The sequence below is a fragment of the Streptomyces sp. DSM 120436 genome, assembly GCF_055778765.1.
On record NZ_JBSKBS010000001.1, the window covers coordinates 1651684 to 1667880 of the forward strand.

At 72.1% G+C, this 16197-nt stretch carries 17 protein-coding genes; 10 read left to right on the top strand and 7 right to left on the bottom strand.

Features of this window, described 5'->3' with window-relative positions; genetic code table 11:
- Positions 1–546: 546 nt before the first annotated feature.
- Positions 547–1101, bottom strand: a complete 555-nt coding sequence (locus ACWH4W_RS07550) for a hypothetical protein (RefSeq protein WP_473075031.1) — start codon at positions 1099–1101, stop codon at positions 547–549.
- 374 nt (positions 1102–1475) lie between these two features.
- Between ACWH4W_RS07550 and ACWH4W_RS07555 the strand changes: the two genes are divergently transcribed.
- Complete coding sequence (locus ACWH4W_RS07555; protein WP_033274906.1) at positions 1476–1760, top strand: DUF397 domain-containing protein; 285 nt, start codon at positions 1476–1478, stop codon at positions 1758–1760.
- Positions 1761–1879: 119 nt separating this feature from the next.
- Here the strand turns inward: ACWH4W_RS07555 and ACWH4W_RS07560 are convergent, their stop codons facing one another.
- A complete protein-coding gene (locus tag ACWH4W_RS07560; RefSeq protein ID WP_473075032.1) occupies positions 1880–2365 on the bottom strand; it encodes an ATP-binding protein in 486 nt (161 codons plus the stop codon).
- 385 nt (positions 2366–2750) lie between these two features.
- On the opposite strand from ACWH4W_RS07560, the gene ACWH4W_RS07565 reads away from it, so the two are divergent.
- Positions 2751–3575, top strand: coding sequence for a helix-turn-helix domain-containing protein (locus ACWH4W_RS07565; protein WP_473077440.1), 825 nt, complete (start codon positions 2751–2753; stop codon positions 3573–3575).
- Between the two features lie 121 nt (positions 3576–3696).
- Entirely contained in the window at positions 3697–5157 is a 1461-nt protein-coding gene (locus tag ACWH4W_RS07570; RefSeq protein ID WP_473075033.1) for an aldehyde dehydrogenase family protein, read from the top strand.
- A 40-nt stretch (positions 5158–5197) separates the two neighbouring features.
- Here ACWH4W_RS07570 and ACWH4W_RS07575 read toward each other — a convergent pair whose 3' ends face one another.
- Positions 5198–5551, bottom strand: a complete 354-nt coding sequence (locus tag ACWH4W_RS07575; protein WP_473075034.1) for a hypothetical protein — start codon at positions 5549–5551, stop codon at positions 5198–5200.
- On the bottom strand, positions 5548–5859 hold the full coding sequence (locus tag ACWH4W_RS07580) for a hypothetical protein (RefSeq protein ID WP_473075035.1): 312 nt from the start codon (positions 5857–5859) through the stop codon (positions 5548–5550). Before ACWH4W_RS07580 ends, ACWH4W_RS07575 begins: the two co-directional genes overlap by 4 nt.
- Positions 5860–5978: 119 nt before the next feature.
- Here ACWH4W_RS07580 and ACWH4W_RS07585 point away from each other — a divergent pair, with 119 nt between their 5' ends.
- From ACWH4W_RS07585 to ACWH4W_RS07595, 3 genes are all read left to right on the top strand, one after another.
- Positions 5979–6773, top strand: coding sequence for a helix-turn-helix domain-containing protein (locus ACWH4W_RS07585; protein WP_473075036.1), 795 nt, complete (start codon positions 5979–5981; stop codon positions 6771–6773).
- Positions 6766–6987, top strand: a complete 222-nt coding sequence (locus tag ACWH4W_RS07590; protein ID WP_473075037.1) for a DUF397 domain-containing protein — start codon at positions 6766–6768, stop codon at positions 6985–6987. The genes ACWH4W_RS07585 and ACWH4W_RS07590 overlap by 8 nt, the downstream gene beginning before the upstream one ends.
- Positions 6988–7115: 128 nt before the next feature.
- A complete protein-coding gene (locus ACWH4W_RS07595; RefSeq protein WP_473077441.1) occupies positions 7116–7322 on the top strand; it encodes a DUF397 domain-containing protein in 207 nt (68 codons plus the stop codon).
- Between the two features lie 9 nt (positions 7323–7331).
- On the opposite strand, the gene gad is transcribed toward ACWH4W_RS07595, so the two are convergent.
- A complete protein-coding gene (gad, locus tag ACWH4W_RS07600; RefSeq protein ID WP_473075038.1) occupies positions 7332–8741 on the bottom strand; it encodes a glutamate decarboxylase in 1410 nt (469 codons plus the stop codon).
- A gap of 309 nt (positions 8742–9050) precedes the next feature.
- On the opposite strand from gad, the gene ACWH4W_RS07605 reads away from it, so the two are divergent.
- Both ACWH4W_RS07605 and ACWH4W_RS07610 read left to right on the top strand, forming a co-directional pair.
- Positions 9051–9812 carry a MerR family transcriptional regulator gene (locus ACWH4W_RS07605; RefSeq protein ID WP_473075039.1) on the top strand — a complete coding sequence of 254 codons (762 nt, stop codon included), beginning with the start codon at positions 9051–9053 and terminating at the stop codon, positions 9810–9812.
- A 203-nt stretch (positions 9813–10015) separates the two neighbouring features.
- On the top strand, positions 10016–10897 hold the full coding sequence (locus tag ACWH4W_RS07610) for a DedA family protein (protein WP_473075040.1): 882 nt from the start codon (positions 10016–10018) through the stop codon (positions 10895–10897).
- A gap of 29 nt (positions 10898–10926) precedes the next feature.
- Here ACWH4W_RS07610 and ACWH4W_RS07615 read toward each other — a convergent pair whose 3' ends face one another.
- Positions 10927–12621, bottom strand: a complete 1695-nt coding sequence (locus tag ACWH4W_RS07615; protein WP_473075041.1) for a threonine/serine exporter family protein — start codon at positions 12619–12621, stop codon at positions 10927–10929.
- Between the two features lie 131 nt (positions 12622–12752).
- Complete coding sequence (locus ACWH4W_RS07620) at positions 12753–13244, bottom strand: inorganic diphosphatase (protein ID WP_006132604.1); 492 nt, start codon at positions 13242–13244, stop codon at positions 12753–12755.
- A gap of 79 nt (positions 13245–13323) precedes the next feature.
- Between ACWH4W_RS07620 and dacB the strand changes: the two genes are divergently transcribed.
- Positions 13324–14922 (top strand): D-alanyl-D-alanine carboxypeptidase/D-alanyl-D-alanine endopeptidase, encoded by a 1599-nt coding sequence (gene dacB, locus ACWH4W_RS07625; RefSeq protein WP_473075042.1) that lies wholly within the window; start codon positions 13324–13326, stop codon positions 14920–14922.
- A 132-nt stretch (positions 14923–15054) separates the two neighbouring features.
- Complete coding sequence (locus ACWH4W_RS07630; protein ID WP_473075043.1) at positions 15055–16188, top strand: zinc-dependent metalloprotease; 1134 nt, start codon at positions 15055–15057, stop codon at positions 16186–16188.
- The last annotated feature ends 9 nt before the right edge of the window (positions 16189–16197 follow it).

Below are 16197 nucleotides of genomic sequence, written 5' to 3' on the forward strand. Positions count from 1 at the left end.
GTCCGCCTGTGTTGCCCTACGGCACGACTGCCCGCGGACGGTGTGCGTCCCGGGGTGGCCGTCTGCGGACGGTGTGCGTCCCGGGGGCGCTGTCCGCGGAGACGGCGCGTGTGCCGGGGTGACTGTCCGCGGGCGGTGCGTGTGCCGGGGTGACTGTCCGCGGGCGGTGCGTGTGCCGGGGTGACTGTCCGCGGGCGGTGCGTGTGCCGGGGTGACTGTCCGCGGGCGGTGCGTGTGCCGGGGTGACTGTCCGCGGGCGGTGCGTGTGCCGGGGTGACTGTCCGCGGGCGGTGCGTGTGCCGGGGTGACTGTCCGCGGGCGGTGCGTGTGCCGGGGTGACTGTCCGCGGGCGGTGCGTGTGCCGGGGTGACTGTCCGCGGGCGGCGCGTGTGCCGGGGTGACTGTCCGCGGGCGGCGCGTGTGCCGGGGTGACTGCCGCGGACGGTGTGCGTTCCTGGGGCGCTGTCCGCGGAGACGGCGGGAGTCCCGGGCGACCGCCCGCGAACAGCCTCAGGCCGCACCCGCCCCCGGCGAGGGGCGACGCCCCTACGGCTCCACCCCCTCCGTGGGCAGCCCCGGCGGGAGTGAGCCGCCCTCCGCCTTCGTGTAGGTCTCCGCGCCGGCCGCGCCCTCCCACGCGACCGTGAGGGACGTCGCGTCGACCGACTCGACCGTGCCCTTCGTGCGGTCACCGTCGCCCGCCGGGCAGTTGAGACTGATCGTTCCACCGTCGTCACCCTCGGTCGTGCCGCTGCACACGGTGCCGCCGGTGGCGAACAGCGCCGCCTCCTCACCGTTGACCATCAGGACCACGGCCTTGCCGTCCGCGGTGGTGAGCCAGCTGCCCTGGAGATCGCCGGCCGGGGCGCCGGTCGCGTCGGAGCCGCCCGTGCCGCCGCCGGAGTCCGCCGTCCGTGTGGCGGACGGCGTGGGTGTGGCCGCGGAGTCGTCCGAGCCGCCGCCGTCGCCGTCGCCACTGCACGCGGTCAGCGCGAGCGCACCGGCCAGACCGACCGCCGCTGCCGCCCGGCGAACCCGCCGGGAACGCCCTCCCCGTGCCGCCGCCGGACCGAACCGGCCCACCGAAGCCTCCGAAGTCACTGCTGGCCCCCTCCCTGCTGCCGGCCCGGACGGCCGGACGACCGCTGCCAGCTAACAGGAACCGCCCCGCGCCCGGCCAGGGTCGCGTGACCGACCTCGCACGGGGCCGCCGGTTTGCCCGGAAGGCATCACCGCCCGCCCACCGGAAGGGCGCGGGAGGGAACACATACGCCCGCGCGTGCGTCTCCAAGGCAACGGGGTCCGGGGAGGCGCCCGCCGAGCGGGCACCGCACGGCCGGTGACGGTAATCACCTCGACACCCCGCGTGCACGTGCATCTGCTCATGCATATGCACGTGAACGGAGCTATGATCCGGGACAGTTGACCAAGGCACCAATGGCCAGACCAGCCAGTGCACCAGCGGGGAGCGACCTGTGGACCACGACGTGTACGACGGTGACGGGCACGACGGTGCCGGCGCGTCTGGCGTGTACAACGGCATGGCGGCCACCCGGCTGGACGGTGTGGCCTGGCAGAAGAGCAGGCACAGCAACTCGCAGGGCTCCTGCGTGGAGTTCGCCCGGCTGCCGGGCGGGGAGGTCGCGGTGCGCAACTCCCGCTTCCCCGACGGTCCCGCGCTCGTCTACACCCGCGCGGAGATCGAGGCCATGCTGCTGGGTGTGAAGGACGGCGAGTTCGACCACCTGGTCGCGAGCTGATCGCGGGCTGACGGCGCACGCCCCGGACCCGCGGCCCTCCCGTTCCGGGGGCCGAGGATCACGGGCCCGTCCGGTGTGACGCGCGTAGAACTCGTGCGCGTGCATGCGCCGTGTCACGATCAGGGCTGCGGCAGCCGGAACAGCGCCCACACCACCTTGCCGCCGAGCGCGCCCGCCAGCGGGTGCCAGCCCCAGCCGTCGCTGAACGAGTCGACCAGGAACAGCCCGCGGCCGGACTCGGCGGAGCAGTCGTCGGACAGGTCCTTCGGGCACCGGGTGACCGGGCCGTCGTCGCTGGGGTCGCGCACCGCGCACACCAGCCGGTCGGTCCACCGCATCAGGTGCAGCCGCACCGGGGGCTCCTGGGCGGCGGGCCGCGGGGCGTTCGCCGGCAGCGCGTGGCGCAGGGCGTTGGTGACGAGTTCGGAGACCACCAGGCAGACGTCGTCGAACCGGTCGCCCAGGTGCCACTGGTCGAGGGTGTCGCGGGTGAACCGACGTGCCTCGCACACCGTTTCGTGGCGGGCGTGCAGGGCGCAGGAGGCGGCGTCGGAGGCGGCCGCGAGGTTCAGCGGAGGAAGGCCCTGCCGTAACGGCTCGAGCATGGTCGATCCATTCGTCCCCATGCGAGGCACTCCCGGGAATTCGCGGTCGTAGCGAGGCGGCGGTGGTGCGGGGCCCATGGTTTCGGATGCGCACAGCAGATGCAAGGGCAGATGCACGTGCAGCTGACCGAAATCAGGCCCACCGTACTGGTTTGTTGACCAATTTTTCCGTCATTCCCGCGTCCTCTCCTGGCTGTTCTCTTGCCCTCGTTGCGCCGGGGTGCCCGTTCCGTGCGGCTTCCCGGCCGGAACGGGTGACCGATTCCCGTTTGCGTAATCGGGCGAGTACTGCTCGGAGTGTTTTAGTGGCAGACTGCGGGCCCTGAACACGTTGGGGAGGCTGTCGAACGTGAGCGCGGGAGAGCCGGGATCGGTGGTGCGGCGCATGCTGCTCGGATCACAACTCAGGCGACTGCGTGAGGCGCGGGGGATCACGCGTGAGGCCGCGGGGTACTCGATCCGCGCCTCCGAGTCGAAGATCAGCCGGATGGAACTGGGCCGGGTGAGCTTCAAGACCAGGGACGTGGAAGACCTGCTGACGCTGTACGGCATCACGGACGAGCAGGAGCGGGCCTCGCTGGTCTCCCTCGCCAAGGAGGCCAATGTGGCGGGCTGGTGGCACAGTTACTCGGACGTCCTGCCCAGTTGGTTCCCCACCTACGTGGGCCTGGAGGGCGCGTCCTCGCTGCTGCGCGCCTACGAGGTGCAGTTCGTGCACGGTCTGCTGCAGACCGAGGAGTACGCCCGCGCGGTGGTGCGGCGCGGCATGAGGAGCGCGAGCGACGCCGACGTGGAGCGCCGGGTGGCGCTGCGCCTGGAGCGGCAGAAGTACCTGGTGTCGGAGAACGCCCCCGAGTTCCACGTGGTGCTCGACGAGGCGGCGCTGCGCCGGCCGTACGGCGACCGCGCGGTGATGCGCGGCCAGTTCCAGCACCTGATCGAGATCTCCGAGCGGCCCAACGTCCGGCTTCAGGTGGTGCCGTTCAGCATGGGCGGCCACTCCGGGGAGTCCGGCGCGTTCACCATCCTCAGCTTCCCCGAGCCCGACCTCTCGGACGTGGTGTACCTGGAGCAGCTCACCAGCGCGCTCTACCTGGACAAGCCCGAGGACGTGGCCCAGTACGAGAAGGCGCTCAAGGAGCTGCAGCACGACAGCCCGGGTCCCGCGGAGAGCCGCGACCTCCTGCGGGGGCTGCTGCAACTGTCCTGAGGGCATTCGCCGACTGTCCCAGTAGTCTCTTCAACTCCCTTGAAACACAAGTACGATGACGTGCGGTCACACCACGGTGCTGATCAGTTTCTGCTGACGCAGCAAGGGATCGAGGGATCACATGTCGTCGTACTTCACCGACCTGGCTCAGCAGTACATCGACGGTGAGTGGCGCCCGGGCACCGGTTCCTGGGACATCATCGACTTCAACCCGTACGACGACGAGAAGCTCGCGTCGATCACCATCGCCACGGTCGACGAGGTCGACCAGGCGTACCGGGCGGCCGCCCGCGCGCAGACGGGATGGGCGGCCACCAACCCGTACGCCCGCCGCACGGTGTTCGAGAAGGCGCTGAGGCTGGTCGAGGAGCGCGAGGAGGAGATCGCCGAGGCGATCGTCGCCGAGCTGGGCGGCACCCGCCTGAAGGCGGCCTTCGAGCTGCACCTCGCCAAGGAGTTCCTGCGCGAGTCGGTGCACCTGGCGCTGGCCCCCGAGGGGCGGATCCTCCCCTCGCCGGCGGACGGCAAGGAGAACCGCGTCTACCGCGTGCCGGTCGGCGTGGTCGGTGTGATCAGCCCGTTCAACTTCCCCTTCCTGCTCTCGCTGAAGTCCGTCGCGCCCGCGCTCGCGCTGGGCAACGGCGTGGTGCTCAAGCCGCACCAGAACACGCCGGTGGTCGGCGGCTCCCTGATCGGGAAGATCTTCGAGGACGCGGGGCTGCCCGCCGGTCTGCTCAACGTGGTGATCACCGACATCGCGGAGATAGGCGACGCCTTCCTGGAGCACCCGATACCGAAGGTCATCTCCTTCACCGGCTCCGACCAGGTCGGCCGGCACGTGGCGACCGTCTGTGCCTCCCGCTTCAAGCGCGCGGTGCTGGAACTGGGCGGCAACAGCGCGCTGGTGGTCCTGGACGACGCCGACGTCGACTACGCCGTGGACGCGGCCGTGTTCAGCCGGTACGTCCACCAGGGCCAGGTCTGCATGGCCGCCAACCGCGTCCTGGTCGACCGCGCGGTGGCCGACGAGTTCACCGAGAAGTTCGTCGCCAAGGTGCGCTCGCTCAAGGCCGGCGACCCGCGCGACCCGGAGACCGTCATCGGCCCGGTGATCAACGCCCGGCAGGCGGACGCCCTCACGGCTGTCGTCGACCAGGCCCTCGCCGAGGGCGCCACCGCCCTGGTGCGGGGCGCGCGCACCAACAACCTGGTCGAGCCGTCCGTCGTCACCGGGCTGCCCGCCGACTCCGCCCTGCTGCGGCAGGAGGTCTTCGGCCCCGTCGCCTTCCTCGTGCCGTTCGACGGCGAGGAGGAGGCGGTGCGCCTGGTGAACGACACCCCCTACGGGCTCAGCGGCGCCGTGCACACCGGGGACGTGGAGCGCGGTGTGCGCTTCGCCAAGCGGATCGACACCGGGATGTTCCACGTGAACGACGGCACCGTGCACGACGAGCCGATCGTCCCGTTCGGCGGCGAGAAGCACTCGGGCGTGGGCCGGCTCAACGGCGACACCATGCTGGACGCCTTCACCGCCACCAAGTGGATCTCGGTGCAGCACGGCCGCAGCGGCTTCCCGTTCTGAGCCGCCCGGTCCGTCCCCGCAGGCCGCTCCCCTTTTACGATCACGGTGAACCGGCGTCGCGGAAGGGGATGTCGTCCGGATCCGTGCCGGCTCCGGCGTCCGCGCACACCCGCAGGCGGGCGCCCCGGCTCTCCGCGATGCGGCACACGTCGGTCAGCGCCTCGCGCGTGCGGGCGAGCAGGTAGCGGAGCTGGGCGGCGGTCACGGGCGTGTCGTCATCGAGCAGGTCGGCGAGGTGGGCGAGCAGATCGGCGGCCATGTCGAGCTGGACGGCCTCGGCGATGTCGGCGGCCCGGGAGAGGCGCCCGCTGCCGTCGGTCAGGAGGTAGCAGGGCTTGCCCTCGGGGCTCGTCCAGGGCAGGAGCCGGGCGGGGGTGAGGGGGTGGTGTGTCATGCGGTCAGTCCCAGGGTGTGCGGAGGGATGAGGTGCAGGTGCGCGCCGCGCGGGGCGATCAGCAGGGAGCGGCGCCGGGCCTGTCGGCGCCGCTCCTGTTCGCGGAGTTCATGCGCGACGACGTAGGGGCGTACGAGGGCGTGGTCCTCACCGCGCAGGGGGCGTGCGCCGAACCGGCGTGGGGCGGGCCCCTCGACGGGCGGGGGCGAGAGGGCGCGTTCGTTCCGTGGGTCGAGCCGGCGTCGTCCGGTGCCGGGGGCGACGAGGTCGAGCAGCGGTGCGAGGAGGCGGGCGACGAGGCCGGGCATGGGTGACTCCGTGATCGATGTCGCGGACTGTGGTGATCCGACTACAGAGTGAGGGGGCCGGCGTTAGGCTCGCCAGGGGGTTCGGGGTGACAGAGCATGTGTCACGGAGGAGTGATCTCGTGGGCACCACCTACGGCGACTGGCTCAAGGAGCAGCGCGAGACGGCCGGGCTGACGCAACAGCAGCTGGCCGAGGCGGCGGTCATGACGCGCACGCACATCGCGCACATCGAGGCGGGGCGCCGGGTGCCGTCACGGGAGGACGCGCGGCGGCTGGACAGCGCGCTGGGCACGGGGAACGTGTTGAGCAGCTTTCTCCCGCAGAACGATCGCGCAGTCGCCGACCACTTCGAAGCAGCGCGAGCGCTCGAACAACAAGCCACGATGATCCGTGAGTTCGCTCTGTCCTATGTGCCAGGCATCCTTCAGACGGAGAGGTACATGCGTGCGGTTCTGCGCGTCGCCTTCCCTCCTCTGGGGGAAGAGGAATGTGACAGGGCTGTTGTCACACGGCTGGAGCGAGCGGAAATCCTGGCAGACCCGGTCACGCCCGTAGTGTGGGCTCTGCTGGATGAGGCCGTGCTGCGTCGGCCGGTTGGTGGGGCGGAAGTCATGGCGGAGCAGATCATGCACGTTGTTCGCTTGGCCGAGGCGGATCGCGTTCGGGTGCACGTGTTGCCCTTCGGCCTGGGCGCCCACCCGCTGCTGCAAAACATGCTGACCCTCATGGGGTTCGAAGACCAGCCGCCGGTGGCCTACGTCGAAGGTTTGCACATGGGCGTGGTGCATGACTCCCCGGCGATGGCCGAGCGGTTCCGGGACACTTACGATCTTGCACTGGGTGACGCCCTGCCGCAGCGTGAGTCACTGGCCCTCATGAGAGCGACAGCGAAGGATTACGGACACCATGACTGAGCACAGCATCTCGGATGCATGCATAGCGATCGGTTGGCGCAAGTCGTCATACAGCGGGCCTGATCAGGGGAGCTGTGTCGAGGTGTTGGAGCACTTTCCCTCAGGTGTCCCCGTCCGCGACTCGAAGAACCCCCACGGACCCGTCGTGGTCGTTCCGGGGGCCGCATGGTCGGTGTTCGTCGCGGCGGTCAGGAGGGGCGACCTCCCCTCCTGACCGTGGGCGTCGGTGAGGGAAACGGGTCGCCGCGTTCCGGCCCTCCGTGAGGAATGCGGCTGTCGGCGCAGGTCCGGCGCTGCTGAAGGCACTGGCGAAGGAGCAGGGACAGCAGGGCTGATCAGGTCATACCGAAGGCTGCGACGTACACGGGGTGGCGCAAGTCCTCCTACAGCAACAGCGAGGGCGGCAGCTGCCTCGAAGTCCTCGACGGCCACCGCCACGGCGTTCCCGTCCGCGACTCGAAGGACCCCCACGGCCCGGCAGTGATCGTTCCCGCCCCCGCATGGTCGGCGTTCGTCGCGGCGGTCAGGAGGGGCGGCCTCCCCTCCTGACCGTGGACGTCAGTGGTGGAACCCGGTCGCCGCGTCCCGGTCCCGGGTGAGCGGGTGCGGCTGGTCGCGCAGCTCCGGCAGCAGCCGGGTCAGGTCGTCGGTGAACAGCTCGGCGAGGTCCTCGGAGAAGCCGTTGCGGCACACCACCCGCAGCACCGCCAGGTCCTGACAGTTGGCCGGGAAGGTGTACGCGGGCACCAGCCAGCCGGTCTCCCGCAGCCGCCGCGCCACGTCGAACACGTCGAACGCCGTCACCTCCGGGGCCGTGGTGAAGGCGAACACCGGCAGCTCGTCGCCCCGCGTGAGCAGCCGGAAGTCGCCGAGCGCCTCGATCCGCGCGGACAGTCCCGTGGCCACGTCCCGCGCGGCCCGCTGCACCGCGCGGTAGCCCTCCCGGCCCAGCCGCAGGAAGGAGTAGTACTGCGCCGCCACCTGGGCGCCCGGCCGGGAGAAGTTCAGTGCGAAGGTGGGCATCTCGCCGCCCAGGTAGTTCACCCGGAACACCAGCTCCTCGGGCAGCGCCGCCGCGTCCCGCCACAGCACCCAGCCCACCCCCGGGTACACCAGCCCGTACTTGTGCCCGGAGGTGTTGACCGACGCCACCCGCGGCAGCCGGAAGTCCCACACCAGGTCCTCGTCGAGGAACGGCGCGACCATCGCCCCCGACGCCCCGTCGACGTGCACGGGGACGTCCAGGCCGGTGCGTTCCTGGAGGTCGTCCAGGGCGGCGCACAGCTCGGCGACCGGCTCGTAGGACCCGTCGAAGGTGGAGCCGAGGATGCCGACGACCCCGATGGTGTTCTCGTCGCACAGCTCGGCCGCGGCCGCCGGGTCGAGGTGGAACCGGTCGCCCTCCATGGGCACCTGGCGGGGCTCCACCTCCCAGTAGGCGCAGAACTTCTCCCAGCAGACCTGCACGTTGACGCCCATCACCAGGTTGGGGCGGGCCTCCCGCGAGGGGTGGCGGGCGGCGTTGCGCAGCGCCCAGCGCCGCTTCAGCGCCAGGCCGGCCAGCATGCACGCCTCGCTGGACCCGGTGGTGGAACACCCCACGGCGCGTGCCGGGTCGGGCGCGTGCCACAGGTCGGCGAGCATCGCCACGCAGCGGCGCTCCAGCTCGGCGGTGCGCGGGTACTCGTCCTTGTCGATCATGTTCTTGTCGCGGCACTCCGCCATCAGCAGCCCGGCCTCGGGCTCCATCCAGGTGGTGACGAAGGTGGCCAGGTTCAGCCGCGCGTTGCCGTCCAGCATCAGCTCGTCGTGCACCAGCCGGTACGCCGTCGACGGGGCCATGGGGCCGTCCGGCAGCCGGTGCTTCGGGGGCGCCTCGGTCATCCCCCCGACCGGGTTCGCGGGCCCCAGGACGGGGTTGACGGACATCGGGCGCTCGTCGGCCGGCCGGCCGGGGTGCAGGGGCATGGGTCCTCCGTACGGGATCGGACGGCCCGGGGCGGGGCCGTCGGGGGAGCGGGGTCGCCTGGCGGCCGTCCCGTCCGCCCGCAACCGCATGTGCGGGCGTCCGGTGACGAGCGGCCGGGTGGGGAGGCCGGCAGCGCGGGCACGAGGGCCGGCGGAAGGGCGCGGGCCGGGGCGGCGCCGGGCGCCGACTGCGTGCTGTCCTGGGCCACGCGCACACGATAAAGGGGTGAAAGGGATAAACCGGGAACCTGCTTGCACCTCACGTGGCGTGAGGTCCCAGGCTGGAGTGCGGAAGGGAAAGGAGCGGAAGTGAGCTACTCCGTGGGACAGGTGGCCGGTTTCGCCGGGGTCACGGTGCGCACCCTGCACCACTACGACGCCATCGGCCTGCTCGTGCCGAGCGAACGCAGCCACGCGGGGCACCGGCGGTACGGCGACGCCGACCTCGACCGGCTGCAGCAGATCCTGTTCTACCGCGAGCTCGGCTTCCCCCTCGAGGAGGTCGCCGCCCTGCTCGACGACCCGGACGCGGACCCGCGCGCGCACCTGCGCCGCCAGCACGCACTGCTGACCGCCCGGATCGAGAGGCTGCAGAAGATGGCGGAGGCCGTGGAACAGGCCATGGAGGCACGCACGATGGGGATCAACCTGACGCCCGAGGAGAAGTTCGAGGTCTTCGGGGACTTCGACCCCGACCAGCACCAGGAGGAGGTCCAGCAGCGCTGGGGGAACACCGAGGCCTACCGTCAGTCGCAGCAGAAGACGGCCTCCTACACCAAGGAGGACTGGCAGCGGATCCAGCGCGAGGCCGACGAGCTCACCCGGCGGTTCGTCGCCCTGATGGAGGCGGGCGAGCCGGCGGACTCCGAGGCGGCGATGGACGTCGCCGAGGACCACCGCCGGGGCATCTCGCGCCACCACTACGACTGCGGATACGAGATGCACACCTGCCTGGGGAACATGTACGTCGACGACGAGCGGTTCACCCGCAACATCGACCAGGCGAAGCCCGGTCTGGCCGTGTACATGCGGGACGCGATCCTCGCCAACGCCGCACGGCACACCGCCTGAGGCGGTCGTGGCCCGGCCGCCGCGTCGGCCGGTCCGGGCCACGGCCGGCGGCGGTCCCCCGCACGGCGCCGGCTCGCGGCTTCCCCCGGAACGGGGCACAGTGCATCCTGGGTACCCCCGCGGAACCTGGGCTTCGGCGGCTGCGTTCATAATTTGGGCAGCCAGCCCCGCCCTTGACCCCCAGCTGCAGGAGCCACATCCCCGTGACCACGCTTGCGCTCGGCCCCGAGTGGCTGAGCCCGGACTACCTCATCGAGACCTTCAGTCTCCCCGGCATCCTGCTGATCGTCTTCGCGGAATCCGGACTCTTCGCGTTCCTGCCCGGCGACTCCCTGCTGTTCACGGCGGGTCTGTTCGTGGCCGAGGGCACCTACATCACCCAGCCGCTGTGGCTGGTCTGCACGCTGATCGTGCTCGCCGCCGTGATCGGCGACCAGGTCGGCTACACGATCGGAAAGTTCTTCGGACCCCGGCTGTTCAACCGGCCCAACTCCAAGCTCTTCAAGCAGGAGAACCTGGAGAAGGCCCACGAATTCATGGAGAAGTACGGGCCCAAGGCGATCGTCCTGGCCCGCTTCGTCCCCATCGTGAGGACCTTCGCGCCCATCGTGGCCGGCGCCGGCCGGATGAAGTACCGCACGTTCCTCACGTACAACGTCATCGGCGGCATCGTCTGGGGCACCGGCGTCACCCTCGCCGGCTACTGGCTCGGCCAGATCCCGTTCATCAAGAACAACGTCGAGACGATCCTCATCCTGATCGTCTTCCTCTCCGTGGTGCCGATCATCGTCGAGTACCTGCGCGAGCGCGGCAAGAAGAAGCGCGCCGCCGCCGAGGTCCCGGCCGCCGCGCCGTACCCGCAGCCGCCGGTCATGGACGACGCCACCACCCAGCTGCGCCGCATCACCCCGGCCGCCGCCCCCCAGCAGCCCGCTCCGCAGCACTACGGCCACCAGGGCGGCCACCCGCGGCAGCAGCCGTACGGCGGCGGCGCGAACGGCTACCCGCAGCAGCAGCCGAACCGGCAGCCGTACGGCAACGACCAGCGCTACGACCAGCAGCAGCCGTACAACGGCGGCTACTGAGCCCCCGCCGGGCGGCGGACGCGACCGGGTCAGAAGCCTCGCGTCCGCTTCGCCGCCCGGCGTTTCTCCGCGGAGCCGATCCGCAGGAACAGCCGGGAGATCTCCGAACCGAGGTTCACCCCGATCGCGATGGCCATCGCCAGCGCCACGGCCTTGGTGAGCGACGTCAGACCCCGGTTCACCTCGTTCTGCGCGATGCCCAGCAGACCGAAGTACGTGGCGGAACCGGGCAGCAGCGGCCCGATCGCGGCCGTGGTGTACGGCAGCGCGGACGCGAACCGGTAGCGGGCCAGCAGCTGCCCGAACAGGCCGACCACACCGGCCGCCACCGCCGTGGCCGCCACCGGCGAGATGCCGCCCGTGTAGTGCATGGCCCCGAACACCACCCAGGCGACCCCGCCGTTCAGGGTGACGGTCAGCACCGTGGACCGCTCCTGCTGGAGCAGCACCGCGAAGGCGAGCGACAGCCCGAGCGCCGCCGCGATCTGCAGCACCGGCTGCGGGTCCGCGACGAGCGCCGCGTCCGGGACCAGCTTGGCGCCGAGCTGCACGCCGAAGTACAGCACCGTCAGCACGCCGATGACGATGCCGACGAAGAAGTACAGCACCTCCAGCAGCCGCGCGGACGCCGTGATGTAGAAGCCGGTCAGACCGTCCTGCACGCCCGCCACCAGCGCCCGTCCGGGCAGCAGCGCGAAGAGTCCACCGGTGATCACCGCGGACGCCTTCACGTCCGCGTGCGCCAGGGTCAGCGCCACCCCGATCGCGGCCGGCGGCGTGGCCGCCACCGTGAACTGGTAGAACTCCGGCAGCCCGCGCCCGGCGCACAGCCAGGCCAGCCGGTCGCCGAGCATGGCGCCGACCGCCGCCGCGACGAACACCAGCAGCCGGCCGCCGACCAGCACCGACGCGGAGCCGGCGAGCAGCCCGCTGGCGGCCGTCAGGGCCCAGCCCGGGTAGGGGTGCCGGTTGCGGCGGATCTCCGCCAGCCGCCGGTACGCCTCCTCCAGGGACACATGGGTCTCGTCGTCGCTGAGGTCGTCCACGAGCTGGTAGACGGCCGCCAGCCGGGTGTAGTCGGGGCTGCGGCGGCGCACCGTGCGGGAGGCGGTCACCGGGTCGTCGACCAGGGACGGCTGGTAGGAGACCGCCAGCAGCGTGAAGGTGACGTTGGGCTCGCAGCGGTCCAGGCCGTAGGAGCGGCACACGGCGAACATCGCCGCCTCCACGTCCTCGGCGCCCTCACCGCCGGCCAGCAGCAGCTCCCCGATCCGCAGGCTCAGGTCCAGCACGCGCGGCACGGCCGGGCCGGACTCGTCGTGCCGCTGCACCGGCTCCGGGGCGGGCCGCTCGGTCACCGGCATGCGCAGCATCGTGCGCATCCGGTCCTGCCAGGGCACGTCCTTGGTCAGCCGGACCAGCGGGACGCCGGCCGGCGGGGTGAAGGCGGCGGCCTGCCGGGCGCTGTACGTCCGCGGCGTGCTGAACGCCGAACCCTCCGGCTCGGGATGCGGGGGCGGGGCGACGTCCAGACCGTCCGGAACGGCGAATTCCGAGGTGGTCTCGGACTCCGGTCCGTGCTTCGGCACGGCGAGCCCGTCGGGAAGGGCGAACTCGGACGTCGTCGACGACTCGCTGTCGGCCTGCGCCACCACGCCGGAGGGGGGTAGGAAGGCGTTCCTCGCCTCGTCCGACTGCGGCTTGCGGTCCTCCGCGTCCCTCACGTGCCTTTCTCTCCCTGCTGACGACACCGTCCTTCAGTCTTCCCCCTGCCCCGCCAGTATGCGCACGCAGAGCGACGACGGGCCGCACGCCTGCGCGTGCGGCCCGTCGTCGCGTCCCGCGGCGAGGGGGCTCAGTGGCCGCCCTGCTCCTTGAAGCGCTTGTAGGACCGCTCGATCTCGGCCTCGGCGTCGACCCGGCCGACCCAGTTGGCGCCCTCGACCGACTTGCCCGGCTCCAGGTCCTTGTAGACCTCGAAGAAGTGCTGGATCTCCAGGCGGTCGAACTCCGACACGTGGTGGATGTCGCGCAGGTGCTCCACGCGCGGGTCCGTCGACGGGACGCACAGCAGCTTGTCGTCGCCGCCGGCCTCGTCGGTCATGCGGAACATGCCGATGGCGCGGCAGCGGATGAGGCAGCCCGGGAACGTCGGCTCGTCCAGGATGACCAGCGCGTCCAGCGGGTCGCCGTCCTCGCCGAGGGTGTTCTCGACGAAGCCGTAGTCGGTCGGGTAGGCGGTCGAGGTGAAGAGCCGACGGTCCAGCCGGATCCGACCCGTCTCGTGGTCCACCTCGTACTTGTTCCGCGAACCCTTCGGGATCTCGATCGTGACGTCGAACTCCACCGGACGCTCCTCCATGATCAGCACGTAGTTCTGGTGGTTAAGTGTCCCTCACGCAGGTGTGTGATCGCGAAAGGGGCTGGTGGTCGTGCCGGAGCTGAGGCCTTGGCGGGCCGCGGGGCCGCACGTCGTGCGGATCGCGGCCGCCGTCCGACCGCGTCTGGCACGGGTCGCCGCGGCCACCGGACCGCGGCTCACCCGGTGGCGCCGGCCGGGATCGCCGCAGGCCCCACGCGTCGCGCGGCCCGGAACCGGGTGGTACACCGCCACCGCCGCCACCGCCGGTCTGGCGCTGGCCGCGGGAGTGGCGACCGCCGCCGGCCCCTGGGACTCCTCGGGTCAGCGTACGGCCGAGCGGGACCGGGCCGTGGCCATGGAAGCCGCGCGTGGCACAGATCACGACGGCGCCCGGGCGCACGCCGGCACCCCGCCGCGCGGACCGCGGGCCGCCCCGCCCGCACCGTCCGTGCTCACCGGCCTCGGCGGCACCGCCACCGCCGTGCGGTCCGCGCCCACGGGCGAGGCGCTCGCCGCCGTCCTCGACCCGCTGCTGAAGGACCCGGCGCTGGGCCGCCGCTCCGTCGCCGTGGCCGACGCCGCCACCGGCCGCCGCCTCTACGGCGCGGACTCCGGCGCCGCGCTCACCCCCGCCTCCACCACGAAGATCGCCACCGCGGTCGCCGCGCTGTCCGCCCTGGGCCCCGACCACCGCCTCACCACCCGCACGGTCTACGAACCCGACACCAGGGAGGTCGTCCTGGTCGGCGGCGGCGACCCCACGCTCACCGCCCGCGAGAACGCCGAGGGGTCCGCGAGCCTGCGCGACCTGGCCGCGCGCACCGCGGCGGCCCTCGGCAAGCGGGGCGTGCGCAAGGTGACGCTGTCGTACGACACGACCCTCTACAAGGGCGGCACGGCCCACCCGATCGGGATCAACCCCAACCTCGCCGCCGTCACCCCGCTGATGGCCGACGAGGGCCGCACCGACGACTCCACCAGCGGACCCGCCCCGCGCGTCGCCGACCCCGCGGCCGACGCCGCCCGCCGGTTCGGCGACCTGCTGGAGGAGCACGGGATCACGGCCACGCCGCCCGGCCCGTCGAAGTCCACCACGCGCGCCGCCACCCTCGCGGTGGTCTCCTCGCCGCCGCTCGCCTCGCTCGTCGAGCGCATGCTGACCCACAGCGACAACGACCTCGCCGAGGCGCTCGCCCGGCACACCGCCCTGGCCACCGGCAGGCCGGCCGACTTCGCCGGCGCGGGGGCGGCGGTCACCGCCCGCCTCAAGCAGCTGAAGCTCCCCGTGAGGGGCGTCCGGATCAAGGACGGCAGCGGCCTCGACCGCGACGGCCGGCTCACCGCCGACCTGCTCACCGCCCTCCTCGTCAAGGCCGGCGACCCCGCCCACCCGGAACTCCGCCCCGCCCTCACCGGCCTGCCCGTCGCCGGCTTCACCGGCACCCTCTCCGGCCGCTACGCCGAGGGCGCGTCCGGCGTCGTCCGCGCCAAGACCGGCACCCTCACCGGCGTCAACACCCTGGCCGGCACGGTCGTCGACCGCGACGGCCGCCTCCTGGCGTTCGCCTTCCTCGCCAACGGCACGACGGGCCCGGACGCGGCCCAGACGGCCTTGGACAGGGCCGCGTCGGCCTTGGCGGCGTGCGGCTGCCGTACTCCCTAGGCGCGTGCGGAGGCCGCGCCTCCCGGGGACGGGGACGACAACGCCCCTGTCCCCGCGCCCCCGGAGGGGCGTCGCACAGCCGCAGGCCGTGAGGATCTGCCCGTTTCCCCACCCCTCACGTACCGTTGACACATGACGAGCATCGGTGGTGCTGCCTCATCCGGCATGGTCGACTGGAACCTCGCGGTCGCGACCGCGACCAGGCTCATGCGGCCGGGCCCAGACGTGAGCCGGGACGAGGCCCGCGCCGTCGTCGCGGAGCTCCGCCGCCACGCGCGGTCCGCGGAGGAACACGTCCGCGGTTTCACCGGTCTCGGGACGCCCGAGACCCATGACACGCCCCTCCTCGTGGTGGACCGCCCCGGCTGGGTGAGGGCCAACGTCGCCGGCTTCCGCGAACTGCTCAAACCCCTGCTCGACAAGATGCAGGAACGGCGCGGCACGGGCCCCGGCAACCTGGTCATGGGGGCGGTCGGCGGCAAGGTCACCGGCGTGGAGCTGGGCGTGCTGCTGTCGTTCCTCGCCTCCCGCGTCCTCGGCCAGTACGAGACCTTCGCCCCCGCGACCCGGGACCTCCCGGCCGGCGCGGGCGGCGGCGGACGGCTGCTCCTCGTCGCCCCCAACATCGTCCACGTCGAGCGCGAACTCGACGTGGAGCCGCACGACTTCCGCCTGTGGGTGACGCTCCACGAGGAGACCCACCGCACCCAGTTCACCGCCGTGCCCTGGCTGCGGGAGCACCTGGAGGGCGAGATCCAGGCGTTCCTGAGCGAGACCGACGTCGACCCCATGACCGTGCTGGAGCGGCTGCGCGAGGCCGCGCAGTCGCTGGTCGGCGGGCGTCCCGAGGGCGAGGAGGGCGACGGCGGGCGCTCCCTCGTGGAGATCGTGCAGACCCCCGCCCAGCGCGAGATCCTCGGCCGGGTCACCGCCGTGATGTCGCTGCTGGAGGGCCACGCCGACTACGTCATGGACGGCGTGGGGCCCGAGGTCGTGCCGAGCGTCGCCGAGATCCGCGAGAAGTTCCAGCAGCGCCGCGCCCAGGGCGCCTCCCGGCTGGACATGGCGCTGCGCAAACTGCTCGGCCTGGACGCCAAGCTCCGCCAGTACCGCGACGGCGAGCGCTTCGTCCGCGCGGTCGTCGACGAGGTCGGCATGGAGGGCTTCAACCGGGTGTGGACCTCGCCCAACACGCTCCCCACCAAGGCGGAGATCGGTAAACCGGCGGACTGGATCACCCGGGTGCACCGCACACCGGAGGCGTGACCACCGCGC

Bases quoted from the DNA above. Each gene is read 5' to 3' on its own strand.
- ACWH4W_RS07630 (WP_473075043.1), top strand. From the start codon at position 15,055: ATGACGAGCATCGGTGGTGCTGCCTCATCCGGCATGGTCGACTGGAAC.
- gad (WP_473075038.1), bottom strand. From the start codon at position 8,741: ATGCCCCTGCACCCCGGCCGGCCGGCCGACGAGCGCCCGATGTCCGTC.
- ACWH4W_RS07560 (WP_473075032.1), bottom strand. From the start codon at position 2,365: ATGCTCGAGCCGTTACGGCAGGGCCTTCCTCCGCTGAACCTCGCGGCC.
- ACWH4W_RS07565 (WP_473077440.1), top strand. From the start codon at position 2,751: ATGCTGCTCGGATCACAACTCAGGCGACTGCGTGAGGCGCGGGGGATC.
- ACWH4W_RS07580 (WP_473075035.1), bottom strand. From the start codon at position 5,859: ATGCCCGGCCTCGTCGCCCGCCTCCTCGCACCGCTGCTCGACCTCGTC.
- ACWH4W_RS07570 (WP_473075033.1), top strand. From the start codon at position 3,697: ATGTCGTCGTACTTCACCGACCTGGCTCAGCAGTACATCGACGGTGAG.
- ACWH4W_RS07575 (WP_473075034.1), bottom strand. From the start codon at position 5,551: ATGACACACCACCCCCTCACCCCCGCCCGGCTCCTGCCCTGGACGAGC.
- ACWH4W_RS07590 (WP_473075037.1), top strand. From the start codon at position 6,766: ATGACTGAGCACAGCATCTCGGATGCATGCATAGCGATCGGTTGGCGC.